Source organism: Chthoniobacter flavus Ellin428 (genome assembly GCF_000173075.1).
GTDB lineage: Bacteria > Verrucomicrobiota > Verrucomicrobiia > Chthoniobacterales > Chthoniobacteraceae > Chthoniobacter > Chthoniobacter flavus.
The window spans coordinates 22534-47178 of sequence record NZ_ABVL01000002.1; the positions used below are offsets into that span (position 1 = coordinate 22534).

The following is a 24645-nucleotide window of genomic DNA, read 5'->3' on the forward strand; positions in this document are numbered from 1 at the left end:
TGGCTTGGACCATACACTGGGCCTGCCGGTTCAACGGAATCGAATGATGTCATATGAATGGGCCGTCGGTCACAGTTGGGATGCGACCGACGACGGCGCGCCCGCAGCACGGGAGCGGTGGACTCGATGACACAACGAATCCACGTTGACTTTGATTGCAACCCGGCGCGCTATTTCGGCCACGCCGAACGGCCATTCGTCCGTCCGGAAAGGCGAGGCGGGAAGGCCGGTGTTGTTGATGAGATTGCACTCCGGATCATCGTCCCAAACCGTAGCGCACGGCGACGGGTTTCTGCACCTCCGGGCTGGAGACGACGACGTGGTCGCCCTGGATCTCCGCATCGGCCCAAACGAACTTGCGATCTTCACCGGGCAAGGGCGAAGCCCTTGAGTTTGCCCGCCATCGGCCGACTTCATGCCTTCGCCGTTGCGGAAGGTGAGCCGGGCACGCCCGTCTTCAATCTGGAAGCCGCTGGCCAGCGGGCCGGAAAACTCCTCGTCGCGGTAATAAACCGTCGCCTCCGCCCACAAGGCGAGCCGCAGGCCGACGTCCTGTTTGTCCGTCGGGTGAATGTTTTTGGAATCACCGATATCGATGGTCACCGCCATGCCGGTGTGCGGCACGTCCAGCGTCTCGAGCTGAGCTTCGCGCAGGCGCGCCCAATTGGTATCCGTGGGTTCTGCATGGCGCTGCATGAAGTTGGCGAGCTGCACGTAGAGGAACGGGAAATCCTCGATCTGCCATTCCTTGCGCCAGCTCCGGATCATCGTCGGGAACAGCTTCTTGTAGAGATCGGGCGCGCCGGCGTTCGCCTCGCCCTGATACCAAATGGTGCCGCGAATGGTGTAATGGACGAGCGGCGCGACCATGCCATTATAAAGGCAGCCCGGGCTGCCAAAGGCATCGCCACCGCGGGGCGGGCGCGGCGCCTTCGGCGCTGGCTTGCCGTCGGCCGGCGGGGTCTTGGTGGCTTCCTTCCACTCGGCAAGGTCTTTTTCGTATTTTTCCTTCGCTTGGGGATAGTTGGCGACGGCCTTTTCCCACGAGTCGAAGGCCGGCTTGAACGCTGGGTCCCGAGCGAGGATCGGCTTGGGTGTCCAGAATTCCGCGGGCGTGCCGCCCCACGAAGTGTGAATGATGCCAATCGGTTCCTTGAGCGTCTGATACAATCGCCGGGCGAAGAAATAGCCGACCGCCGAGAAGTGCGGGGATGTCTGCGGCGTGCAGATTTCCCATTTGCCGACGCAATCGTCCGCGGGTTCGGTCTTCGCCGATTTCTGCACGGTGAACATGCGGATCTGCGGGAAGTCCGCGGCCTTGATTTCCGCGTCGTGATCCTTGGCGCCACTCAGGGTGAACTCCATGTTCGACTGCCCCGAGGCGACCCACACTTCACCGACGAGCACGTTCTTGATGGCGAGCGTGTTCTTACCAGCCACAGTCATTTCACCGGATTGCCCGGCGGTGAGCCCCTGGAGTTTCAGGCCCCATTTACCTTTCTCATCCGCCGTGGCTTCGGCGGATTTGCCGGCAAATTTTACCGTCACTTTTTCACCCGGGTCCGCCCAGCCCCACACGCCCGCGGGCGTTTCCTGCTGGAGGATCATGTTGTCAGAGATGACAGCGGGCAGCTTGACGTCGGCCAAGGCCGGGCCGCCGAGGATCGATGTCGCGAGGATGAGCGTGGCGAGGTGGGGTTTCATGACTGGGTGGGAGTGGAAAATGACCGGATGACGAATGAACGAAGGTGGAGCGTTACTGCTATTGCTGGTTGCCGAGGAAGTTGGCTCCTTCGGCCTCGACTCGGAGGGTTTCCGGGAGGGCTTTCGGATCGACCTGGACGGCCAGAGTATGGACACCGGCGGTCAGCTCGGGCGTGGGGTTGGGCTCGGAGGCGACAGCCAGGGGCTGGCCGTCAAGCCAGGCTTTGGTCACGCCGGTGAGGGTGAAGCGGGTCTTGCCGGCGGCAGCAATCTGGAACTGCGCGGAGGCGATGACGCTGTTGCCGGCATTCGGCACGAGCTGGATCGCGGTGGCGAATTGCTCCTTCGGCAAGCGGCCGTCGACCATGGTGAATGCGGGGACGGCTTCGTCGATTTTCTCCGCATGTTCGGCTTGCTCGGCCTGGCTGCCTGGATAGAGGCGCCACATGCGCAGGATGCTGCCCTTGCTGGCATCGAACGGGCCGGGCCGGCCGAGTTGGGCGAGGAAGACGAAGAGCTCACGTTTCTCGGTGTTGTCGAGTGCGCCGGTCAAGCCGGGCGGCATGAGGCTGCCGACGAGGTCCTTCTTGACGATGTTTGCCTTGATCAGCGGAATTTCCGGCGCGGGACCGGGGCGGATGAATTGCTCCGTGGCGGTCTCGCGCGTCGGAATGCCCGTGAGCTGCGAGCCGTCCTTCATGGTGTAAGCAAAGGCGTGGAAACCTTCTTTCACTTTGGCGGCGGGGTCGAAGACACTCTCGACGATGTAATCGAGCGGGGCGCTGGCGCCGAGGCTGGAGAGATCGGGGCCGAGCTTTCCACCGGCGCCGCCGATGGAGTGGCATTGCACGCAGCCGATGCGGCGATAGACGAGTTCGCCCTGCGCGGGATCGGAGCCGAGCTGGATCTGCTTCACCATGCCCGCAATTTGCGAGGCCATGTCCTGCGGCGTGGCCGCGGCTTTACCTCCGGCGGCTTCGATTGCCGTGGCGAGCAGGGCGCCGGCATGGCCTTTTTCGCGCGCGGCTTTCAAGGCGGAGGAGAGCACCGGGGTGGGTAATTCCTTGGACCACGCGGCGTCATCGAATTTCGCCTTCAATGCGTCGATGCCCCCCTGGACGCCGAGCAACTGCCGCCAGGCCGGGAGCGCTTCCGCGTCATTCGGGGCGTCGTGCATCACGGACTGCACCTGTGCGATGGCGTCGTGCAGCTTGAGGCCCGCGAGCGCGCCGAGTGCGGTGCGGCGGATGCCAAACGATTGTTCGGCCGAGCAGAGATTCGTGAGGGTGGTGACGGCTTCCGCGCCACCCAGCGCGCGCAGGCCGGCGATGGCGGCGACGCGCTGCGGACCCTTGGCCGACTTGTCGCCAGCCACCGCAGTGAGGAAGGTGGGCGCGTCCGGCGTCTTCCAGAATCCAGCAAGCTGGAGCAGAGTGGTGCGCAATTTTTCCGGCGCGGCTTCGTAGAGCTTTTCAATGGCGAGTTCGCCATCGGGACGCACCCCGCGGTCGCGCGCGGCGGCGAGCAGCGCGTCGAGGATGCGTTGGGCATCGGCCTCGGAGAGGTTCGGAATCTTCACGCGGGAAACATCGCGGCCCGGGCAGCACTCGGGACCGTAGAAAAGGATGTAGGCAGCGAAGAGTTTCGCGAGTTCCTGCGGACCACCGGCGCGGCCGACGAGGTCGATCCACGGCCCCTTGGTGAAGTCGAGCTTCTCGTCGCCGATGATCTTGGCGAGTGCGGAACCAGCGAGCGCGGGGTCGATGGAATTGAGCCCGTACTCGAGTTGCTTCTCGCGGCCCTGGAGTGCCCAGGTGCCATTGACGATCGCTTCGGTCCACGGCTTGGCGAGATCATTGATCGAAAGCCATGTGGCGTAATCGAGGAACGGATCGGCGCCCGCGTTGTTCACTGCCACGTTAAGCACGAGAGTCGCGCTATCCGCCGTGGGAATCGCACCGAGCACGCGTACGGCGCCGAGGCGCACGCGCGGGTGCGGATGCTCGACATAAGCTTCGAGCATGGAGAGCAGTTGCGCGCGGAAGGCGGCGCGCTTTTCCGGGCGATCGGCAAAGACCGTCTCGGCGGTAGCGGCTTGTGAAAGCAGAAGCGAAAGCGTCTGCGCGATTTGTTCGCCGGAGAGACCGGAGATGGATTCGCGGACTTGCTGGGCGTTGATGGAGTGGGCCAGCGGGATGAAGGCGTCGAGATGGATGCCGTAGTAAGCGGAGCGCAGGAGATTGAGCTGCGCGTAACGATTTGCATCGGGCTGGCCGCGGAGGAATTCGCGGCTGGCGCTCTCGATTTGCGAAGCGGGCTTCATGGCCAGCACACGCAGGGCCTGCTCGCGCTGCCAGAGGTTCTGCGGCCCCTCAGGCTTGGCGAAGAGCGAGAAGATCGCATCGGTGCTCTGCTTGGTGAGATCCTCCCACTGCATGAGCGGCCCATTCTTCATCGTGATGCGCCAGATGCGGCCGTGCGTGTGGTCGCGCCGCGGATCGCGGAAGTCGACTTCGCCGTGATTGATGACCGGGTTGCTCCAGTCGGCGACATAGAGCGCGCCGTCTGGCCCGAGCTTCACATCGATTGGGCGGAACGTGACGTCGCTCGTGCGGACCACATCGGGCATTTCTTTCGTGGTATAGCCGGCCTGCGCGGGCGCGCTTTTCGCGAGATCGGAAATTCCGAAGCGCACGATGCGGTGAGCCCGGAAGTCACAGGTGATTGCGTTGCCCTGCCAGTCCGCTGGGAAGTGAGGTGAGTGGATCAGCTCGAGGCCGGCGAATTTCGGATAGCTGCCGGGGCTGATGCTTTGCATCGTTCGGCGGGCGCCTTCCGAGGGGGCAAAGATCGAGCCCGGAAAACTCCACGTGAGCCCAGTCGAGCCCGCGCCATCGGTTTGAAAACTCTGGCCCCATTCGTCGAACTGGTGTCCCACGAATTCCACAATCCCCGGTCGAAGACTTCCAATTTCTCCGTTCTCGGATCCCAGGCGAGGACCCCGCCGGCATTCAGCCGCACCACGCCCCACGGTGTTTCCGTATGCGTGTGAATGTAGATGCTTTGGTCCATATAGAGCCGGCCATCCGGACCCCACTTGAGCGTGTGCAGGATGTGGTGCGTGTCCTCCGTGCCAAAGCCGGAGAGCACGATGTGGCGCTGGTCGGCCTTGCCGGAGCCCTTGGTGTCCTCGAAATAGAGGAGTTCAGTCGATTGGCCGACGAAGCAGCCGTAACGTTGCGGCTTGCCGGGGGCAGTCGGCAACGCGGTGGGCGCCACGCCGGTGGGCAGCAGCAGGCCATCGGCGAAGACAGTGCTCTTGGTCGCCTTGCCCGTGTGATCGGGATCTCCGATGATGATGATCTTGTCGGTCGCTTCGCCGCCGGGCGCGATCATCGGGTAGAGCGAACTGCTCGCCACCCACAAACGGCCCTGCGGATCCCAATTCATTTCCGTGGGTTTGAAGAGCAGGGGATTCTCCGCCCAGAGCTCGATCTGCAGACCGTTATCGAGATTGAAGTCCGGCGCCGGCAGCGGCGGCACCGGTTCGGCGTCCTTGGTCGCGGGAATCGGCGCGGGCTGGATCGGTTTGCCGCTGGCGATGGCCTCGGCATTGGTCTGCTTGATCTTGTCGATCTTCGCATCGGCCGCGTCGATCAGCGGATCAAACTCGGGAATTTCCTTCGCATTCTGTCCCTGCTCGTGCTTGCGGAAGCCGAAGAGGTAAGTCGAGTTCGCCGGCCGCCAGCGATAGAAGAAGAGAGCGTTCTTGTGGATGACCGCGGCGCGCAGCGCGCTCGGAGTCTGCACGACCTGACCCGAGGGACCGACGGGTTCCGCGGATTTGTTCCGTTCCCAGCCGAGCTGATCTCCGATATCCAGCGCCCAGGTCTGGTAACCGCTGTTCGTCAGATGAATGCCGTTCTCGGTCTGCGGCACGGGATGTTCGCCGAACTGCGCGAAAACCGCGCCGCGCTTCTGCGCGAGATCCTTGATCACATTGGAATACTGCTCGATCAGCTTGTTGTGGACCGACGGGTCGGGCAGGCCCGGCTTGAACTTGCGCAAGTCCTCGTGGTGAATGGGGGCGAGCAGGACGAAACGCACTCCCGCACCGCCGTTCGCCTTGTTCATCTCCACGATCGTGTCCATGAGCTGGCCGAGCTCGCGTTCGAAACGAGCGGCACTCATCGGCTCGGTGCCGTAGCGGACGGGATCGGGGTTGAGCGTGGGATCACCGGAGTGATCGGTGATTTCCTGCAAGCTCGCCGCCATGCCGTAGCCGAGGAAAACGACCGTCGGTTTGACGAGGTCGAGCTGTTCCTTCAGCCGATCGAAGCCCTTGGCCGCCGGGTCGAAGCTGGCGCGCGACCAGCCGAGCGGGGTATCCGCGGAGAAGGCGAGATTGCGCACGACGAAATGGCGGTCGGGGAACTGCTCGTGCATCCGCGTCTCGAGGTAGCCATAGGTGCCTTCGCGTTCGAGGAGGGTGTCGCCGAGGAAGAGGACGTGGTCCCCATCCTTGATTTCGAAAGGTTCGGCGGCGCGGAGTGATGCGAAGCCGAGGACTAAAGTGAGAAGACAAATCAGGGTACGCATGAAACTGGAAAAGAGATAGGAAGGGCTGCCGGGGAAATCAATGAAGGGGCAACTGTCTTAGGCGCGTCGACGCCAGCTGTCCCGCCCTTTTTCAAACAAGACGATGAAGAACATGCCGGCAATGAAGCCGCCGATGTGGGCCGCGTAGGCCACGCCGCTGGTCTGGACGCCGTGCGTGTGGGAGGCGAGAATCTGGGAGGCGATCTGGAGGCCGATCCAAACGAGAAAGAACATCCACGCCGGAATTTCCATGAGGCGGATGAACGGTCCCAGCGGGACGAGAGTGAGCACCCGCGCTCTCGGATGATGCAGGAGATAGGCGCCGAGAATACCGCTGATCGCACCGCTGGCGCCGACGAGAGGGATTTTCGAGTGTGGGTCGACGATGGTAAAGGAGAGCGTGGCCGCCACTCCGCAGAGCAGATAGAAGAGGAGGTAACGAATGGCGCCGCAATTATCCTCGACGTTCCGCCCGAAGATCCACAGGAACCACATATTGCCGATGAGATGCATCCAGCCGCCGTGCATGAACATGGAGGTGAAGACATAATACCAGGTCGTGGAGGACTTGGTCGTGAGTTCCTCGGGCAGAAAGCCGGCCATGGCGACCGAGTCTTCGAGGCCCACGCGGAGCTGCCAGCCGGCAAAGACGGCCACATTCGCGAGGATGAGGAGGAGGGTGATGATCGGGAAACTGCGGGTCGACTGGTCGTCGCGAAGCGGAAGCATGGGAGGGCGGAAGCGAGTCTAGACGCACAGACATGGAGCGGCAAAGCCCCAACCAACGAGCCTGGGCAAATACCCGAAGTTTAAAAAACCTTCCGTCTTTTTGGCCGGGTCAGCGCCGATCGCTGTCCCTCTTCCCAAATGAGTTGATCAAGACCAGGCCGGCGATGAAGCCGCCGATGTGCGCGGCGTAGGCGACTCCACCGCCCTCGATGTTGTGAGCGCGGGCGGCGAGGATCTGTGAGACCACTTGCAAGACGATCCAGTAGAGGAGGAAGAACAAGCCCGGAATATTTCTGATCCAGATATACGGAAAGAAGACGAGGGTTTTGATTTGGGCATCGGGACGCTGCAGAAAATACGCCCCGAGCACGCCGCTGATCGCACCACTGGCGCCGACGAGGGGAACCTCGCCTTGAGGCGCAACCAAGGTGAAGGCGAGCACCGCCGCTACTCCGGAAAGCAGATATAGGAAGAGATATCCGACGGCGCCACAATGTTCCTCGATGTCATCCCCGAAAATCCAGAGGAACCACATATTGCCGAGGAGATGCGCCCACCCGCCGTGCATGAACATCGAAGTGAAAACGTAACGCCAGCACCAGACGCTGACCGGGTTCTTGGTGAATTCGTGCGGCAGAAAGCCGGCCTGCCTGACGGATTCATCGAGACCGAGACGGAGCTGCCAGCAAGCGAAGACCAGGATATTCGCCACGATGAGCAGAACGGTCATGATCGGGAACCGTTGGGGCGAGCGGTAGTCTGCACGGTCGTCGTAGAGCGGAATCATGGGAAAGCGGATCTGGTGCAGATACCGACGCCCGGAGCTGACTTCCATCACGCCACTCTGCATGGTTCCTTGTTGCAGAATGCGTGCCGTTTGCGACCTGAACGCGGAACTGGAGCAACTTTCGGATTATGTTTTCGAATCAGCGCTGGAGGGAAGCGCCCCGTCGCTTCCGTATCCGCGGCTGTGAAATAAATTTCCGCTTCCCCCGTGTGTCATTCTTGAGCGGAGTGCCCCGGTGGCGAGGTGGCGGGGCACGGAGTCGAAGAATCCGGCCGCTTCACCAGAGACTATCGCTGGTTGTTCGGCGGGGTTCTTCGACTGCGCTCCGGTCGTTACACTCCCTCCACTCCGCTCAGAATGACCGCGAGGGGGGGCGGTTCATTTATTAGACGTCGCAGATGCGCACGCCGTCGGCGAGGGAGGCGACTTTGTCTTCGTGCGCCGGGATGAATTCCTGGCCGACGTAACCTTTGTAGTCGAGATCGAGCAAGGCCTGCATGATCGCCGGGTAATTGAGCTCCTGCGTGCCGTCGATTTCATTGCGACCGGGCACGCCGGCGGTATGCACGTGGGCTACATATTCCTTGTGCTGGCGGAGGCGGCTGATGACATCGCCGTGCATGATCTGCACGTGATAGATATCGAAGAGCACCCGGCAGTGCGGTGAACCGATCTGCCGGCAAATCTCGACGGTGCGCTCCATGGAGTCGCAGAAATAATCGGGATGGCCCTTCATGGTCACATTGACCCGCGAATTCAGCATCTCGATGCAGAGCGTCACTTTCTTCTTCTCAGCGAGAGGGAGCACTTCCTTGAGCCCCGCGACCATGTTGGCGATGCCTTCCTCGTCGCTCAATCCACGACGGAAACCGGAGAACGTGATGACCCGCTCCACCCCCGCGGCCGCGCACTGCTCGATGCGCTCACGCAGCATGGCGCTGCATTCCGCCCACTCCTCGCGATGCGCAAAACCCTTGGCGAAGCCGTGCGAACTGGCGATGGCGATGTGCATGCCGAGTTCCTTGATGAGCGGCCAATGCATCGGATCGATGAGCTCCACCGAAGCGAGCCCGAGCGCGGCGCTGTGATGCACGAGTTCCTCCGGCGGCATGGGTTTGAAGCACCACGGCACGACCGATTGCTGGATGCGGCCATTCTTCACGCGAAAGAGGCCAGCCGCGGCGGAGACCGGCGCGGCCAGGGTTTTGTCGGTTTCCAAAGGCAGGGACGGTATGGTGTTTTGCCCGCGAGCAGTGAGGCCGAGCGCGGCGACGGCGGCAGTCTTGATAGCGGTACGGCGGGTCTGGGAGGACATGGGGGAAGAATCGCTTCCGATGGGCGTGCTGGCAAGTTGGGGATTGCATGCCGGGCGCAGCGGGCAAATATCTCGCCCGCTATGTTTCCCCGCGCCCTTGCCCTTTCGTTGTGCTTCGCCGTCTCGTTATTTGCCAAGGATGGCGACGGCGGAGCGTCCGCGCCAAAGTCCCGCGACAAGCCGAACATCGTCTTCATTCTCTGCGACGATCTCGGCGTGAACGATCTCTCCTGCTACGGCCGCAAGGATCAGCAGACGCCGAATCTCGACCGACTGGCCGGCGAGGGAATGCGCTTCACCTGCGCGTATTGCGCTTCGCCCATTTGCTCGGCTTCCCGGGCGGCGATCATGACGGGCAAGGCGCCGGGCCGGGTGCACATCACGAATTTCCTGCCGGGCCGCGCCGATGCGCCCTCGCAGAAATTCATTCAGCCGGAGATCGAAGGCCAGCTCCCGTTGGAAGAAAACACGATCGCCAAAGCGCTTCACGGCGCGGGTTATGTCTCGGCGTGCATCGGGAAGTGGCATTTGGGCGGCAAAGGCTTCCTGCCGACCAACCAAGGCTTCGACTACGCTTTCGCCGGCCACGCGAATACCAAGCCGAGCGCGACCGAAGGCGGGAAAGGGGAATATGAGCTGACGGCCGAGGCCGAGCGCTGGCTGGAGAAGAACAAGGATCATCCTTTCTTCCTCTATCTCGCGCACAATTCGCCGCACGTGCCGCTCGCCGCCAAGCCGGAACTCATCGAGAAACACAAGGACGCGTGGAATCCGATCTACGCCGCGATGATCGAGTCGCTCGACGATTGTGTCGGCCGCATCATGAAGAAGGTCGATGAACTCGGCCTCACCGAAAAGACGATCTTCATCTTTACCAGCGACAATGGCGGTCTGCATGTCTACGAACTGCCGAATACGCCTTCGACCTACAATGCGCCCTTCCGCGCAGGGAAGGGCTACCTGGAGGAAGGTGGATTGCGCGAACCGCTCATCGTGCGCTGGCCGGGAAAGATCAAAGCCGGCGCGACGAATGAGACGCCGGTGGTGCTCTATGATTTCATGCCCACCTTGATGACCGCCGCCGGGCTCGATGTGGCGCACACCGTCGGACCGCTGGATGGCGTGAACATTCTGCCGCTGCTCACCGGAGGCACCATTCCGCCGCGCACTCTCTACTGGCATTTCCCAAATTACACGAACCAAGGCAGCAAGCCGGCGGGAGCGATTCGCGATGGCGAGTGGAAATTGATCCAGGACGACGAAACAGGAAATCTCGAGCTCTACAACATCGCGGCCGATCCCGGAGAGAAGAACGACCTGGCCAAGAGCCAGTCCGCGCGGGTGTCGGAACTGCAGGGCAAGCTCGCCGCGTGGCGGAAATCGATCGGCGCGCAGATGGGCACGGCGAATCCGAATTTCGATTCGGCGTTTCACAAGCGGCTCTATGAAGACGTCGATACCACCCGCCTGGAGCCCGGCCCGAGCGCCGCAGCGCTGCGGGAAAAGCTCACCCCCTGGCGCGAAGGCATGGACGACGCTGTGAAAGGCCACAAGCCGATCGTGACCCCGGCGACCGGAGACATCCGGCTCTTTGCCAAGGACGCGACCGTGCACGGCACGACCGCGCGTTACGAACCGCTCCCTTATAAGAATACCATCGGCTTCTGGACCAAGCCGGAGGATTGGGTGAGCTGGGATTTCGAAGTGCCGAAAGCGGGCAAATACGAAGTGGAAGTGCAGCAGGGCTGCGGCAGTTCCGGTGGTTCGGAAGTGGCCGTGGAAGTCGCAGGGCAGACACTGAAATTCACCGTCGATGCCACGGGGAACTTCCAGAGTTTCATCCAGCGCGTAATCGGCGTCGTGGATCTCGGCGAAGGCAAACAAACCATCGCCGTGAAGCCGCAGAACAAAGTCGGCGCCGCGGTAATGGACCTGCGGCGCGTTGTGTTGCGCCCGGCGGTGACGGCGCCACAATAGACGCATTGCCATGGGTGAGAGGCATCAGTAACACGATCGTCCGTAGCCGCGCTGGCCACGTAGCGGCCCACACGACATGCCTCGCCACGAGCAGTTTCCGCATTTTGCCAAGCGAAAAACAGCGAAACGCATTTTTCGGGGCGCGCCGCTTGACCCGACCCCGAGGCACGCTAGTGTCGCCGTTCGCCCGACCCCGCGTGAAGCACCACAAACCCACTCATGAGTGCGGCGTTTTCGCCGTTTTTGGACATCCGAATGCCGCAGTACTAACCTACTACGGCCTGTTCGCCCTGCAGCACCGGGGCCAGGAAAGCGCGGGCATCGTCACCGCCACTGGCCCGAATACGCCCTTCGTCCGCCATGTGGACATGGGTCTCGTCTCCCAGGTTTTCAAAGCCGAAGACCTCGACCGCCTGAAGGGCACACGGGCCATCGGCCATGTGCGCTACTCCACCACGGGGTCGAGCACTTTGCTCAACGCCCAACCGCTCATGTTCAGCACCGGTCGCGGGCAGATCGCCATCGGCCACAACGGCAACCTCGTCAACGCCGCCGTGCTGCGCGATGAACTCGAGCGCCGCGGGTCCATTTTCCAGACCACCGTCGATAGCGAGATCATCCTGCACCTGCTCGCCCAGCCGAATGGCACCAGCAGCGTGCTTGCCGGGTTGCGGCGCATTCAGGGTGCTTATTCGCTGGTCATCATGGGCGAGCGCGAGATCATCGGGGTGCGCGATCCGTTCGGCTTCCGGCCGTTGTCGCTCGGCAAGTTGGAGGGCGCCTGGGTGCTCTCCAGCGAAACCTGCGCGTTTGATCTCATCCACGCCGAGTTCGTCCGCGAGATCGAACCGGGTGAAGTCGTGATCATCGACGAGAACGGGGTGCGTTCCGAGTTTCCTTTCCGGCAGGAGCGTCGGGCCTTCTGCATGTTCGAGTACGTCTACTTCGCACGTCCGGACTCGATCATCAGCGATATCAATGTCGCCCGTGTCCGCACCGCCATGGGACGCGAACTGGCGCGGTTGCACCCGGTCGAGGCCGATCTCGTCGTGCCCGTGCCGGACTCCGGCAACTACGCGGCACTCGGTTTCGCCGAGGAGCTGAACATTCCTTACAATCACGCCTTCGTCCGCAATCACTACATCGGGCGGACCTTCCTGCAGCCGACGCAACTCATCCGTGACTTCAATGTGCGCGTGAAGCTGAACCTCATCAAGGAAGCCGTGCACGGCAAACGCGTGGTCGTGGTCGATGACTCGATCGTTCGCGGCACCACTGCGCGGGCTCGTGTGGTGAATTTGCGCGAGGCCGGTGCGAAGGAAGTGCACATGCGCATTTCCTGCCCGCCGCACCGGCACGCCTGCCATTACGGCATCGATTTCCCCGATCCGGAGAAGCTCATCGCCAATCAGCACACACTGGAAAAAATTCGGGACTACCTTGGTGCGGACAGCATCGGTTATCTCGATGTGCCCGGCATGGTGCGCGCCACTGGCCAGGACGAGAGCAAGTTCTGCCTCGCGTGCTTCAACGGCAAATACCCGGTGCCGGTCGATCCGAACGTCGATAAGTTCATCATGGAACGCCGGGCCAATCGTTCCGATCTGCTCGTGAAGGACGATCATCCCGAGCTGTTCGATGCCGTAAACGAGTAAGTTGTCTTTAGTGGTAAGTTCCTAGTATTTAGTCCCGCGATGCCCAAATCTCCGAAATCCGCCAACCCCACTGCGAAATCCAAGAAAGCCTACGCCGCTGCCGGCGTGGATGTGGATCTCGGTAACCGCGTGAAGAGCGGCATCCATGCGATGGTCAAAGGCACGCACGGCGCTGAGGTGCTCGGCAAGATCGGCGGCTTCGGCGGCCTCTTCCGCGCCAATTTCAAGGGGATGAAAGATCCCGTGCTCGTCTCCAGCGTGGATGGCGTGGGCACAAAGCTGAAGCTGGCCTTTGCCGCCAACAAGCACGACACCGTCGGGCAGGACCTGGTCAATCATTGCGTCAATGACATCGCTGTCGTCGGCGCACGTCCGCTGTTCTTCCTCGATTACATCGGCGCCGAGCGCCTCGACCCGCCGGTGTTTCAGCAACTCATCAAGGGCTTTGCCAAGGCCTGCAAGGAAGCCGGTTGTGCGCTCATCGGCGGCGAAACCGCGCAGATGCCCGGGATGTATCAACAAGGCGAATACGATCTCGCCGGCACCATCGTCGGTGTCGTCGATCGCAAGCTCGCGCTCGACGGTTCACGCACCAAAGTTGGCGACGTGATCATCGGCCTCGCCTCGAATGGCCTGCATACGAACGGCTATTCGCTGGCCCGCAAAGTCCTCTTCGAAAAGATGGGTCTGCACGTGGATAGCATGCTGCCCGGCGTTGCCAAGACCCTCGGCGACGAACTGCTGCGCGTGCACAAGAATTATCAACCGCTGCTCGCCAAGCTCCCGCAAGGCATGATCAAGGGCCTCGCCCACATCACTGGCGGCGGATTGATCGACAACCTTCCGCGCGTCCTCCCGAAGACCACCGACGCTGTTATCGACACGAAGACGTGGAAAGTCCCTGCGATCTTCGAGCACATCCGCGAAGGCGGCAGCATCGACCGCACGGAGATGTATCAAGTCTTCAACATGGGCATCGGCATGACCGTCGTCGTCTCCGCTGCCGACCGCGAAAAAGCGCTCAAGCTGACCAAGGGCAAAGTCATCGGCCGGATCGAAAAGGGCAGCGGCGTGGTGCGGTTGGAGTTTTAGCGAGAAAGGGGCGGGTGCCTCCACGCGGTGCGGCTGTCTTGCCCCCGGCCAGCGGTTCGGGTAGAATGCATCCATGCCAACCGTACCGATCTCATTGAGCGAGGAGAATCAGCATTTCGTTGAAGAAGCGGTGAAGTCCGGCCGCTTTACTTCGGAGAGCCAGGTTGTCGCCGAAGCGCTCGAAGAGTTGCGCCTCCGGGAAGCCATTCGTAATGCCAGAGTTAACGATCTCCGCGCTAAAGTGCAGGTCGGTGTGGACCAGGCAGAGCGAGGGGAATTCGTCGAATTCACGGCTGAAGACATCAAGGCCGAAGGGCGTCGCAAGCTGGGTAAGCAGTAAGTGAGGCGAACGGCGAATGCTTCGAATCCTTCGCACGCCAGCTTCGCGCAGCGATTACGAGGAGATCTGGACCTATATTGCGGTGCATGATCTCGCGGCGGCCGATCGGCTGGTTGATCAGTTTGATGCTGCATTGCGTGTAATCGCTCTGAGCCCACGAATCGGGCGCAAAGTAGATGATCTGTCGCCTGGACTTCGTAGCTTTCCGATTGGGAATTACCTGATTTTCTATCGCCTCTCTGGTGATGCTCTCGAAGTGATTCGTTTGGTGCATGGGGCGCGAGATATCACTCCGGAGTACTTTGTAGACTAAAGGAATGCTGCCCTATGAGGGGCGTCAGCGACGTTGGCCTTTGTTCCGCGATCCTGATGATAGGATTTTCGCTCGCGGATGGGAATTGTATGGCACGGAAGACTGTGCGCACCCTTCGGTAATTTCGATTCACATCGCATGCATTGGGTCCTGCAAGCAAGCTTCCTGTCGGAACCCGGACGCAGTGCATTGATCGCCGCTCTTGAGCGTTTTGGAATCAGCTACTCCGTGCACAAGGTGGTGCCAAAGGAGGGTGATCTCATTCCCGAACCGGAGTTGAAGCACAAGAACGTCATCTGTTTTGGCTCGTATTCGTTGCGCCCTGCGGTGCTCCGAAATCAATGGTCGCCGGGATTGTTCGACGTCCTCGACCAGGACTTCGAAACGCAACGCGAGCATTGGGGTGCGCACATGCTGAACTTCGACTCCGTGGTTTCCAGCGTGCGGGACGCGGCATTTACCACGGAAAGCATGTTCGTTCGGCCGGTGAACGACTCGAAATATTTCTCCGGGCGTATCTTCACCGCACAAGAGTTCGGAGCCTGGCAGCGTTCCATTTGCCAACCGGAGGCCGATCGCAGGACCAGTCTTGCACCGCAAACGCGTATTCAGCTAGCCCCGCTGGTCACGATCCACGCTGAATACCGCTTTTGGATCGTGAAGAACGAAATCATCACGCAGTCGCTTTATAGACTGGGCGGAAAGGCCACGCCCGCCCGTGAGGTGGATGAGAAGTTTGCTTCCTTTGTGAACGAGCGCATTCGCCAATGGACGCCTCATGAGACATTCGTCATCGATGTGTGCGATACGCCCGGCGGAATTAAAATCGTCGAAGTGAATACGCTGAACTGCTCGGCGAGCTATGCGGCGGATGTTCAGCGGCTTGTCCTGGCATTGGAGCAAGCGTATTCGCAATAGCTCGCTCCTTCGCCCCTCGTGAATCCAGCCTGCTCGTCTATTCTCTCGCAGACGGAGAGCGAGAAGGATTCGTAAATCGACGCGGTTGCACATATCTGGGAGGGGGGCTTCCCGTCAAATCCATCTATGAAAGTTCTTCGGCTCTCCTTCTTCCTTTTCCTCGCCGTGACCTGGAATTGCCTCGCGCAAGACAAGGAATCCCGCCGGCCGTGGCAGGAAGTGCGGGATCAGCAACCCGCGGGTGTGCATCTGACGATGACATTGCCGAAGACGCATTACCACCTGGGCGAGGTCATCACTGCCACTCTGAAGTTTTCGAATGAAACAGCGGCAGTCTATCATCTTGCCGGCCCTTCCGGTGGGCGAAGCGGCCGGGTGCAGGATGTCGCTTTTCGAGCGAAGGCGGAGGACGGTTCGTTCGTCAGCGATCCGTTGCAGTGGTATCTCGAAAATCATTTTTTGATGGGCGGGGGCGGGGGGACGGCGAAACGTCTTGGTGATTGGGAGTTCAGTCTCGCGGCGAATCAATGGCTGCAGTTCGACAAGCCGGGCACCTATCAACTCTATGCGTGGACCTCGTGCCTTGCCGTCGGCGAACGCTATAAAGGCGGCGGCAAGCTGCCGATTCGCGCCGAGTTGGTCTCCGATCCGGTGACGATCACCATCGAGCCAATGACCGCAGGGGAGGAGAAGAAGATCATTGATGAAGCCGTTCAGGTCTTAAATGCTCCGCGCCAGCCCGGACGTTTCGACCCGGCTTTCGATGCCATGGAGCGGCTGCGATTTCTCCAGACCCCAGCGGCGAGCGATGTATTGCTGCAGTACGTTGATGCGCCCTATAGCGGTGAGGCGTGGTTCGCGTTCTTTGGCCGCCCAAACTACGCCGCCGCCGCTGCACATATTCTCGCTCTCGTCCAGGAAGGCCGGCTCGGACTGAGTGAGGGCCTGCTCTACCTTTATAGCACGCTCAAGAGTGGCAGTTTCCGCGATCTGCTTGTCGAGGGCTCTGGCCAGCGCCCTGATCTCGCCGCGCGCGAAGAACTCTACCTCGCAGCTCGGCAAGTGATCGAGCGGGGCGGCTCGAGCCCTGCGTTTTTCGCCGACCTGTTCTCCTGGTATCAGCGAAACCCGAAGGACCTGGAGATTCGATCTCTCCTCATCCGGCGGCAACTGGAGTTGCCGCAGAAACAAATCGACCTGGCTTTCGGCGATGAGCCATGGAGAATGCGAGAGGAAGGCCTGCTCCGGGAAAAGGACTTTCTCCCGCTCATTCGAGAACTGGCCAAACCCGGGAAGCATTCCCCTAACGCTCTGGAAGCCCTCGCCAAACTGGCTCCAGAGGAGGCGAAACCCGTCATTGTGGAGGACATCCGGTTGAATCGTCCTGTCTATCAGCCACCACCCAATGTCGACCCCGGAAATCGCGATTTCCGCGGTCTCGCTGCGCTGCCTGATCGCGAACTGCCGGAGCTCGACGCCCCATTGCGTGAGAGACTGGCGCGGGATTCGCAGGATGGTCCCGGTCTCGAGGCGACCATGCTGCTGGTCGATCGTTACGCCACCAAGGCGCTGTTGCCGGATGTGCTGCGTTTCTTCCATGGAAAAGAAGGGCACTGGCAATGCGTGCTGCAAGCCGCGACGCTGCGCTATTGGATCCGCTGCGACCGCATGGCCGGTCTCGAATCGCTGGAACGGGCACTCGGCAAAAATGGTCCGAACGATACGGGGTGCTATCGGATGGTTCTCACGGATGTGCTGGGAAAGAATTGGGTCGACGAGGCGACGCCTCTCGTGCTGCGAGCTTTGAACAATGACGATCCGGAAGTCGTTCGCGACGCGGTCAGGCTGCTCGAAGCGCATGGGGGACCGGAAACGGTCGAAATGATCATCGCGAAGATCGAGGCGGCTGCCGCGGATCTTCCCGAAGACTCCAAGCGGCGCGACCAGCGGCTCCCGCTGTCGCGGAGTCTGATCCGGAGTCTTCTCGATAACAAACGCTGGACTCTCACGCACGCTCAGCTCGAACGATTGCAAAAGCTCACAACGGAACGGATGCTTCAGGACCAATTGAAGCGCATGCTGCAGCAATCGGATAAATGAAATTGGAGGAATAGCTCGGACGCCTTGTGACACAGCTATGACATGCCGCCGATTTTACACTCATGAGGTGAGCATCAAAGGTGGCGGCATGATTCCACAAATCACCGCCGCTCAATTCGCCGAACAAGTTACCGCTAGCAAGATTCCCGTTCTCGTAGATTTCTTCTCGGACCATTGTCACTTCTGCCAGGAGTTACTCCCCGTCCTTGCGGACGTCGCCACGGAACAAACGGAGTCGCTGCGGATTTTCAAATTCGATGCAGGCGCGGAGCCCGAGTTTGCGGCGCGCTTCGGCATTCGTGCCGTGCCGAATCTTGTGCTCTTCCAAAACGGCGGGCCGGTCGGCCAACGGAGTGGCTTTTCGCCGAAACGCGATCTGCTCGCCTGGATTGGCTCCGCTTTGCGGCCCTCTATCGCGGTCCGGTAGCCGACTACTTCGCCGGGGGCAGATGGTGCTGCTCCCAGTCGCGCTTGCCCTCGAGGACGTAGAGCCACTGGGTGGCGGCGCCGATCAAATGAGCATAGCCGCCGGTGTCGGAGTAATCGTCCCGGGATTTACCGGGGAGGAAGCTGCCCGTGCCCAAGCCTGTCGGGATGTAACCGTATTGATCGAAGATCGCTTCCCATGTCCGCAGGCCGCCGCAGAGTTCGTGACGCAACCAGCCTTCGACGCCGGCGGAGGTTTTCCAGAAACCGGGTTTCTCCTGTGGGTTGGCCTTGTCGAGCAACGGCAACGATTTTTCGCCGAGTTCCGCAAGTTGCTTTTCCCACAGGCCGGGATGGGCCTGCAGCGCCTCGATGCCCCAACCGCAGCAGATCATATTCTGTGGGCCGAACGCGAGCCGATCGGGCGCGGTCCCTTACCCGGGCCTTTGCGTTCGGAACGGAGGTCCACAGGCTTGCCGTCGACGAATTTGTAGGGATGCAGATCGAATACCGAGATGCCCGGTGGAGTAGGGGAATCGTCGGAATAAAGCCGATAGAGCTGCGGTTCGGTGAGCGCGTCAAATGCCGTCTTCCACGCGACTGGTTCGGTGAGCGTACCGCTTTTGGCGATCTGATCGTAATAACGATACTCCACATCATCCGCGAAGGCCGGAACGGGAGCGGGTTCGCCCGGTTTGAAATCGGACGTCGCGCGGAGGAAATGATTCTTGCCCTTGCGCACGCTGTCCCAGCTATCGGCGCCGAGATGCTTCCACAGCTCGGCGTCGTCATTGCTGAGTGCGGCCGCCGCGATCACCGCGGGAATGGATGACGCGCCATGCCGTGTGCGACATTCCTGCAAGTGCCTCGCTGCCTCCGCGATTTCGTCGGCGAGCTTCTTGTCGGCGGGATCGGTGGAGTCGTGGAAGAGCAGCCACGTCACCTCCAGCATCACCGCCAGGTCCTGCGCCAGATGCGACGACGATCCGAGTGAATAGCCGGATAGACGTCCCTCGGGATTCGGCTTTCCGGCCAGCTCATTGCGGGCGGGAAAATCGATGGCATCCGGTTGCTTGCGCGCTACCTGCCCGAGAATGTCGAGGGAGACTGACGTACCATCATCCCACCAGTAAGGGACGAAACCCTTTTCGCGCCCCTGCAGCAGCCATTCCTTGGAACCCGACCAGCCGCGTTCGTGACCGGCCGGTGCGTCGTTCCGCTCCGAGGTGAAGAGCTCATCGGAGTGGTTGAGCATCTGGAGATAGAAGGGCAACTGCCACTTCGTGAGCACCTCCTTGTAGAATGGGTCGCCGGTCGCGCGGTAGGCATTGACCATCGCCACGGCGAACCACGCGCCATCGTGCATCGTGTCCAGCGCCTCGCCCTCGGGCCACTGACCGGGCGTGCCTTTTTTGGTCGTGTCGAGATACTCGTAGATGATGCCTCGCTGCGGCGAATGCGCGTCGCGCTTGAGATGATTGTTCAGCACGTATTCCGCGAGACGCTTCATGAAGGCGCGTGTCTCGTCGGCGGTCATCGGCGGTTTCGCGGCGGCCTTTTCGACCCATGGGCCACGGTCGAGATCCGCGGCGAGAAGCGGGCAGGATAAAGCCGAGGCGATGAGGATTCTGGGGAGGAGTTTCATCGTCACAACAATCCGCGGGGTGGATTTCGCTTAGCCGGCATTCGCCCGGGAGAACGGAAGAAGGATTGAATCCGCGGCGCGCCCCGCCGATAAGCGAACAAGCCATGACCATCACCGATCACGAATTCGTCGATCTTCCCACGCCGACGGGTCCGATGCGGACCCATGTTTTCCGGCCAGCCGCGCTGGGTCGGTATCCAGGCATCCTGTTGTTCTCGGAAATCTTTCAAGTCACCGGTCCGATCCGCCGGACGGCCGCGCTGCTCGCGGGGAATGGCTTCGTCGTAGCGGCGCCGGAAATCTACCACGAGTACGAGCCGGCCGGTACGGCGCTGGCCTACGACAGTGCCGGAGCGGACCGCGGCAATGAGCTCAAGACCACGAAGTCCGTTGAGGCTTACGACGCCGATGCTCGAGCCGTGTTGCAGTATCTCGCGTCGCATCCAGCATCGACCGGCAAGCTCGGAGTCATGGGCATTTGCATTGGCGGACATCTCGCTTTCCGCGCGGCGATGAATCCCGGAGTCCTGGCGACGACCTGCTTCTACGCCACCGATATTCACAAGCGCAGCCTCGGCGCCGGAATGAACGACAACTCGCTCGACCGCATCCCGGAGATCCAGGGGGAATTGCTCATGATTTGGGGCCGCCAGGATCCCCACGTGCCGCTGGAGGGGCGCCTGAAGATTCATGCCGCGCTTGAGGCCGCCGGCACGTTTTTCCAATGGCACGAATTCAATGCGGCACACGCCTTCATCCGCGATGAAGGGCCGCGTTACAATCCGGTGCTCGCACAGCAATGCTATGGCCTGGCCATCGAACTGTACAAGCGCCGTCTCGGGGAAGGGGATGTCTTCGTCACTGCCGCGGAAACCCACCACTGATTTCTCAACCCCATCCACCCATGAGCCAGCCCGCCGTCTCCATTCATCCTTACTTCAAAGTTCATCCCGGCAAACTCGAAGCCGCCCGCGCGCTGCTGCCGAAGTTCGTCGAGAAAACGACCTCGGAGCCGGGTTGTGTTTTCTATGAATTCACGATCCATGGCGACGTCGTCTTCTGCCGCGAAGCTTATACCAACGCGGAAGGGGCGCTGGCCCATTTGCAAAATGTGGGGGATATCCTCGCGGAGATGCTGAAGTTGTCCGACCTAATTCGCCTGGAGCTGCATGGGCCGGAGCAGGAACTCGAGAAACTTCAGGGCCCACTCGCTGATCTCAAGCCCGAGTGGTTCGTCTACGAAACCGGTTTGCGAAAATAGACGTTTACAAACTGCTGGGCCCTGGGCGCACTCCTTGCTGGTAGGAAAGGATTCCCATGTCCAGTTCTCTCCCGCTTTCCCCCGAGCAAACCGCCCGCTTTCGGAGCGACGGCTTTCTGGCGCTGGAGGCGATTGCGCCAGCGGAGGAGGTGGAGCAGTTGCGCCGCATTTTCGATCGGCTTTTCGAGAAAGGCGCCGGCTGGAAAAAGGGCGCGCAGTTTGATTTGGCGGGCACTGATGATGGGAAGGGGCCGGCCAGGTTGCCGCAGATATTGAATCCCGTGGAATTCGCGCCCGAATTGCGAGAGACGCAGTTTCGTGCGAACGCACTGGCCATTGCCCGGCAATTGCTCGGGCCGGAAACCGAGCCATGGTTTGAGCATGCGATCCTGAAACCGCCGCACTTCGGCGCCGCCACGCCATGGCATCAGGACGAAGCGCATCGCGACGACCCGGGCACGGATTACGAGCAGATCAGCATCTGGATGCCCTTGCAGGAGGCGACGGAAGTCAATGGTTGTATGCGCTATATCGCCGGCAGTCATCTGGGGCCGGTGCTCGAGCATCATTCGCCGAATAACGATCCGCGTGTGACCGCGCTGGAATGTATCGGCCCCTTTCAACCGGAGCATGCGACGCATTGCCCGTTACCGCCGGGCGGGGCAGCGATCCACCATTGCCGCACGCTCCACGGAGCGGGGCCGAATCAATCGGACCAGCCGCGCCGCGCTTACATCCTGGCCTTTCGCGGGCCCACGCGGCCGAATCCGGAATTCCGCGGCTATCCGTGGAATACCGAAAAGCGCACTGCCGCGAATGAACGCCGCGTCTCGTGGAAAAATCGCGGCGGCGCCATCGGTCGGGCGGCAAGGAGCGCGGGCGAGGTGGTTCGGCGAACGCTGCGCCGAGTGGGTGGGCGGGTAGGGCGCTGGCTGCGCTGAGCGCAGGCGCGCCGCGATGTCTTAGTCCTTGTGCAGTGCCAGGGCGACAGCGGCATCCAGGCTCAACGCCCGGCCTTCGAGGCGGGCTTGCTCCACGGCGGGGCCACGGAAATCAGTGGCTGCGGCGAGCACGGACCGCATCGCGGGGTGATCAGCGGCTTGCGGGACGAGTCCGCTGCGGCTCCGTTGCGCTTCTCCCGCGCCGAAGAGACGCGCGGCGCGATCGTATTGTCGTTCGGCCACGGCCAGCGTGGCCAGGGCTTCCAGCGGATAGGATGCGCCCCAGCGGTTGCCGAGTTCGAGGCCGATCCGCAGGCAATTCGTGAGATGCGTGTGCGCATCGGCAAAGCGGCCGAGCACCGTGGCGTTCACCCCCACGTTCCAGGCAAGAATGATCCCCAGCCAGGCATCGCCGATCTGTTGGTAATACGAGAGGCCTTGCTCCTCCAGTGCAAAGGCGCCGGCGAAGTCGCCCTCGTTAGCCGCGGTGACGCCGCGGATATGCTGGATGTGCGCCAGAAGCCGCGGGTCATTTAGCGGCGCCGCGACGGCGGATGCTTCGTCGAGCAATGCTTTGGCCTTCACCGGATCCCTGTCCTCCAACGCGTGAAAACCGAGATCGGCCAGCGCTTGCGCGACGCCGCGGTTGTCGCCGAGTTCACGGAAGATTTCCAGCGCCTCGGTATGCAGCGCGACGGTGGCGGGCATGTCATCGGCAATCCAGGAAAGTCGGCCGGCCGCGGCCAGGGCGCGGGCGCGGAGAAGATCGCGCGCCGCAGCATCGGGATGTGCGAGCAGCTTGGTGAAATGCTCCCGCGCTTCTTTGAAAAGCCCGCGCACTTCGACGAAGCGCTGCATGGCGGTCATGAGCCGTAAGCCTTTCGTCACCTCGCCGGGCAGTTCCTCGCTGGTCTCGATGCTGAAGCGGAAATTCACGTCCTCATGCTCCGCGCGCTCGAGCCATTCCTTCTGCTGCGGGCCGCGCAATTGCGGGGAAATCTTCTCCGCATAAGCCGCGAAGTAAGCCAGGTGGCGGGCGCGAAAGGTATCCGCCTCGCCAGCCGCCACGAGTTTCTCATTCGCGTAATCCCAGATCGACTCCAGCATGTAATAGCGAGCGGTCGAGGACGGCCCTTTCTCGACATAGACCAGCGATTTGTCCACGAGCTGGGTGAGCAGGTCCACGATCTGCCAGGATTCCAGCACGGTGTCCGAGCAGACGGCCTCGATGGATTCCAGCGTGCGGCCGCGGGCGAAAACGGAGAGGCGGCGCAAGAGGACCCGTTCGGATTCGCTCAGCAGATCGTGGCTCCAGTCGATGAGGGAGCGCAGGGTCTGCTGGCGCGGAACGGCCGTGCGACTGCCGGTGGTGAGCAGGTGAAAGCGGTCGTCGAGACGCTCGACGATCTGCTGGAGCGTGAGGACGCGAATGCGCGCGGCGGCCAGCTCGATGGCCAGCGCGATGCCGTCGAGCCGCCAGCAGATTTGCGCGATGGTCACGATGTTTTCATTCGTCGCCTGGAAGGACGGGCGGGCGAGCGTCGCGCGATCGATGAAGAGGCGTACGGCTTCGTATTCGGAGAGGCGTTCGAAGGCGTCCGGCCCATCGCCGAGATCACGCCAATGGTTGGGCAGGGAGAGGGGCGGCAGCGGCCACGCCGTTTCGCCGGCGATGCTCAACGGCTCGCGGCTGCTGGCTAGGATGCGAAGCTGCGGGCAGGAGCGCAGCAGAGTCTCGGCGAGGCGCGCGCAGGCGGCGACGACGTGTTCGCAGTTGTCGAAGATGAGCAGGAGCTGTCTATTGCGCAGGAAACTGGTCAGCGTCGCGACCAACGAACGTTCCGGTTCCTGGCGCAGGTCGAGCGCCGCGGCGACCGCCTCGATGACCAGCGCGCCATCCTCGATGGTGCCGAATTCCACGAACCACACGCCATCGTGGTATTGCTCGAGTGATTCCGCGCCGACTTGCAGCGAGAGCCGGGTCTTGCCCGTGCCGCCACTGCCGGTGAGCGTAAGCAGACGCGTGCTGCTGAGCAGGCGTTTCACCTCGGCGAGTTCGCGTTCGCGGCCGATGAAGCTGGTGAGCTGGACGGGGAGATTGTTCGGCACGCTTTCCAGCGAGCGCAGCGCGGGAAATTGCGAGGGCAGATCGGGCGCGAGGAGTTGGAAGAGATGCTCGGGGCGGGCGAGATCGCGCAGACGATGCTCACCGAGAGCGCGTAACTGGATGCCAGGGGGGAAGTGGTCGCGCACCAGTTCTTCGGTCGGCAGCGAAAACAGCACCTGTCCGCCGTGCGCCGACGCAAGGATGCGCGCCACGCGGTTGAGCGACTGGCCGAAGTAATCGCCATCGCGATGTTCCGCCGCGCCGGTATGGAGCGCCATGCGCACTTTTAATTCGTCGATTCCTTCCCATGTGGTCGCGCGCAGTGCGCGTTGCGCCTGCAATGCCCCCAGAAGTGCCTGCAACGCCGTGTCGAACGCCACGCAAAAAGCGTCCCCGACCGTTTTGAAAACATACCCACCCTCGGACTCGAAGGCCGTGCGCAGCATTTTGTCGTGCGCGGCGAGAGCCACCCGCATGGCGTCGGGATGCTGCTCCCACTTCTTGGAGCTGCCTTCGATATCGGAGAATAGAAACGTGATGGTGCCCGTCGGCAGCGTCGACATGGTGGTGAATGTGTCCGAGCCTCATGCGTCGCGCAATAGCGTTCCGGATGCGCGAAAAATTGTGACACAAAGGACGGCGACGCTAAGAAATGAATCCTGTTACCGCGAATGAACACGAATTGACGCGAATGGACGGAGATAGAAGTTGCAAACCTCCTCTTATTCGCGCTCAT

The 24645-nt window shown here is 61.6% G+C and carries 20 protein-coding genes; 11 read left to right on the plus strand and 9 right to left on the minus strand.

Translation table 11 applies throughout. The features are described from left to right. Positions 1-69: 69 nt before the first annotated feature. From CFE428DRAFT_RS02955 to CFE428DRAFT_RS02980, 6 genes are all read right to left on the minus strand, one after another. Positions 70-1704 carry a sialate O-acetylesterase gene (locus CFE428DRAFT_RS02955; RefSeq protein ID WP_006977940.1) on the minus strand — a complete coding sequence of 545 codons (1635 nt, stop codon included), beginning with the start codon at positions 1702-1704 and terminating at the stop codon, positions 70-72. Positions 1705-1762: 58 nt separating this feature from the next. After that, positions 1763-4522 carry a DUF7133 domain-containing protein gene (locus CFE428DRAFT_RS02960; protein WP_006977941.1) on the minus strand — a complete coding sequence of 920 codons (2760 nt, stop codon included), beginning with the start codon at positions 4520-4522 and terminating at the stop codon, positions 1763-1765. Next, positions 4471-6303 (minus strand): PVC-type heme-binding CxxCH protein, encoded by a 1833-nt coding sequence (locus tag CFE428DRAFT_RS02965; protein ID WP_006977942.1) that lies wholly within the window; start codon positions 6301-6303, stop codon positions 4471-4473. Before CFE428DRAFT_RS02965 ends, CFE428DRAFT_RS02960 begins: the two co-directional genes overlap by 52 nt. Positions 6304-6360: 57 nt before the next feature. After that, on the minus strand, positions 6361-7032 hold the full coding sequence (locus tag CFE428DRAFT_RS02970; RefSeq protein ID WP_006977943.1) for a rhomboid family intramembrane serine protease: 672 nt from the start codon (positions 7030-7032) through the stop codon (positions 6361-6363). 109 nt (positions 7033-7141) lie between these two features. Continuing rightward, positions 7142-7819, minus strand: a complete 678-nt coding sequence (locus CFE428DRAFT_RS02975; RefSeq protein WP_042724405.1) for a rhomboid family intramembrane serine protease — start codon at positions 7817-7819, stop codon at positions 7142-7144. A gap of 385 nt (positions 7820-8204) precedes the next feature. Continuing rightward, positions 8205-9134, minus strand: a complete 930-nt coding sequence (locus CFE428DRAFT_RS02980) for a hydroxypyruvate isomerase family protein (protein WP_006977945.1) — start codon at positions 9132-9134, stop codon at positions 8205-8207. Between the two features lie 81 nt (positions 9135-9215). On the opposite strand from CFE428DRAFT_RS02980, the gene CFE428DRAFT_RS02985 reads away from it, so the two are divergent. From CFE428DRAFT_RS02985 to CFE428DRAFT_RS03020, 8 genes are all read left to right on the plus strand, one after another. Then, complete coding sequence (locus tag CFE428DRAFT_RS02985) at positions 9216-11111, plus strand: sulfatase-like hydrolase/transferase (RefSeq protein WP_006977946.1); 1896 nt, start codon at positions 9216-9218, stop codon at positions 11109-11111. Positions 11112-11308: 197 nt separating this feature from the next. Further along, on the plus strand, positions 11309-12766 hold the full coding sequence (gene purF / locus CFE428DRAFT_RS02990) for an amidophosphoribosyltransferase (RefSeq protein ID WP_006977947.1): 1458 nt from the start codon (positions 11309-11311) through the stop codon (positions 12764-12766). A 39-nt stretch (positions 12767-12805) separates the two neighbouring features. Continuing rightward, positions 12806-13858 carry a phosphoribosylformylglycinamidine cyclo-ligase gene (gene purM / locus CFE428DRAFT_RS02995; RefSeq protein WP_006977948.1) on the plus strand — a complete coding sequence of 351 codons (1053 nt, stop codon included), beginning with the start codon at positions 12806-12808 and terminating at the stop codon, positions 13856-13858. Between the two features lie 73 nt (positions 13859-13931). Further along, a complete protein-coding gene (locus CFE428DRAFT_RS03000) occupies positions 13932-14198 on the plus strand; it encodes a ribbon-helix-helix domain-containing protein (RefSeq protein ID WP_006977949.1) in 267 nt (88 codons plus the stop codon). A gap of 16 nt (positions 14199-14214) precedes the next feature. After that, positions 14215-14511, plus strand: coding sequence for a type II toxin-antitoxin system RelE/ParE family toxin (locus CFE428DRAFT_RS03005; RefSeq protein ID WP_042724328.1), 297 nt, complete (start codon positions 14215-14217; stop codon positions 14509-14511). Positions 14512-14649: 138 nt separating this feature from the next. Then, entirely contained in the window at positions 14650-15429 is a 780-nt protein-coding gene (locus CFE428DRAFT_RS03010) for an ATP-grasp domain-containing protein (protein ID WP_006977950.1), read from the plus strand. Between the two features lie 126 nt (positions 15430-15555). After that, the gene (locus CFE428DRAFT_RS03015) at positions 15556-17529 is read left to right on the plus strand and encodes a hypothetical protein (RefSeq protein WP_006977951.1); all 1974 of its coding nucleotides are present in this window, start codon (positions 15556-15558) and stop codon (positions 17527-17529) included. A gap of 88 nt (positions 17530-17617) precedes the next feature. After that, on the plus strand, positions 17618-17956 hold the full coding sequence (locus CFE428DRAFT_RS03020; RefSeq protein ID WP_042724406.1) for a thioredoxin family protein: 339 nt from the start codon (positions 17618-17620) through the stop codon (positions 17954-17956). Positions 17957-17960: 4 nt separating this feature from the next. Here CFE428DRAFT_RS03020 and CFE428DRAFT_RS03025 read toward each other — a convergent pair whose 3' ends face one another. Further along, positions 17961-18350 carry a hypothetical protein gene (locus CFE428DRAFT_RS03025; RefSeq protein ID WP_006977953.1) on the minus strand — a complete coding sequence of 130 codons (390 nt, stop codon included), beginning with the start codon at positions 18348-18350 and terminating at the stop codon, positions 17961-17963. Then, positions 18347-19600, minus strand: coding sequence for a sigma-70 family RNA polymerase sigma factor (locus tag CFE428DRAFT_RS03030; protein ID WP_006977954.1), 1254 nt, complete (start codon positions 19598-19600; stop codon positions 18347-18349). The genes CFE428DRAFT_RS03025 and CFE428DRAFT_RS03030 overlap by 4 nt, the downstream gene beginning before the upstream one ends. A gap of 104 nt (positions 19601-19704) precedes the next feature. On the opposite strand from CFE428DRAFT_RS03030, the gene CFE428DRAFT_RS03035 reads away from it, so the two are divergent. Genes CFE428DRAFT_RS03035 through CFE428DRAFT_RS03045 form a run of 3 tightly spaced genes read left to right on the plus strand, consistent with a single transcriptional unit; the run spans position 19705 to position 21802 of the window. After that, entirely contained in the window at positions 19705-20484 is a 780-nt protein-coding gene (locus tag CFE428DRAFT_RS03035) for a dienelactone hydrolase family protein (RefSeq protein WP_006977955.1), read from the plus strand. Between the two features lie 20 nt (positions 20485-20504). Beyond that, complete coding sequence (locus CFE428DRAFT_RS03040; RefSeq protein ID WP_006977956.1) at positions 20505-20861, plus strand: putative quinol monooxygenase; 357 nt, start codon at positions 20505-20507, stop codon at positions 20859-20861. A 56-nt stretch (positions 20862-20917) separates the two neighbouring features. Continuing rightward, the gene (locus CFE428DRAFT_RS03045) at positions 20918-21802 is read left to right on the plus strand and encodes a phytanoyl-CoA dioxygenase family protein (RefSeq protein WP_006977957.1); all 885 of its coding nucleotides are present in this window, start codon (positions 20918-20920) and stop codon (positions 21800-21802) included. Between the two features lie 21 nt (positions 21803-21823). Here the strand turns inward: CFE428DRAFT_RS03045 and CFE428DRAFT_RS03050 are convergent, their stop codons facing one another. Beyond that, positions 21824-24472, minus strand: coding sequence for an ATP-binding protein (locus CFE428DRAFT_RS03050; protein ID WP_006977958.1), 2649 nt, complete (start codon positions 24470-24472; stop codon positions 21824-21826). Between the last annotated feature and the right edge of the window lie 173 nt (positions 24473-24645).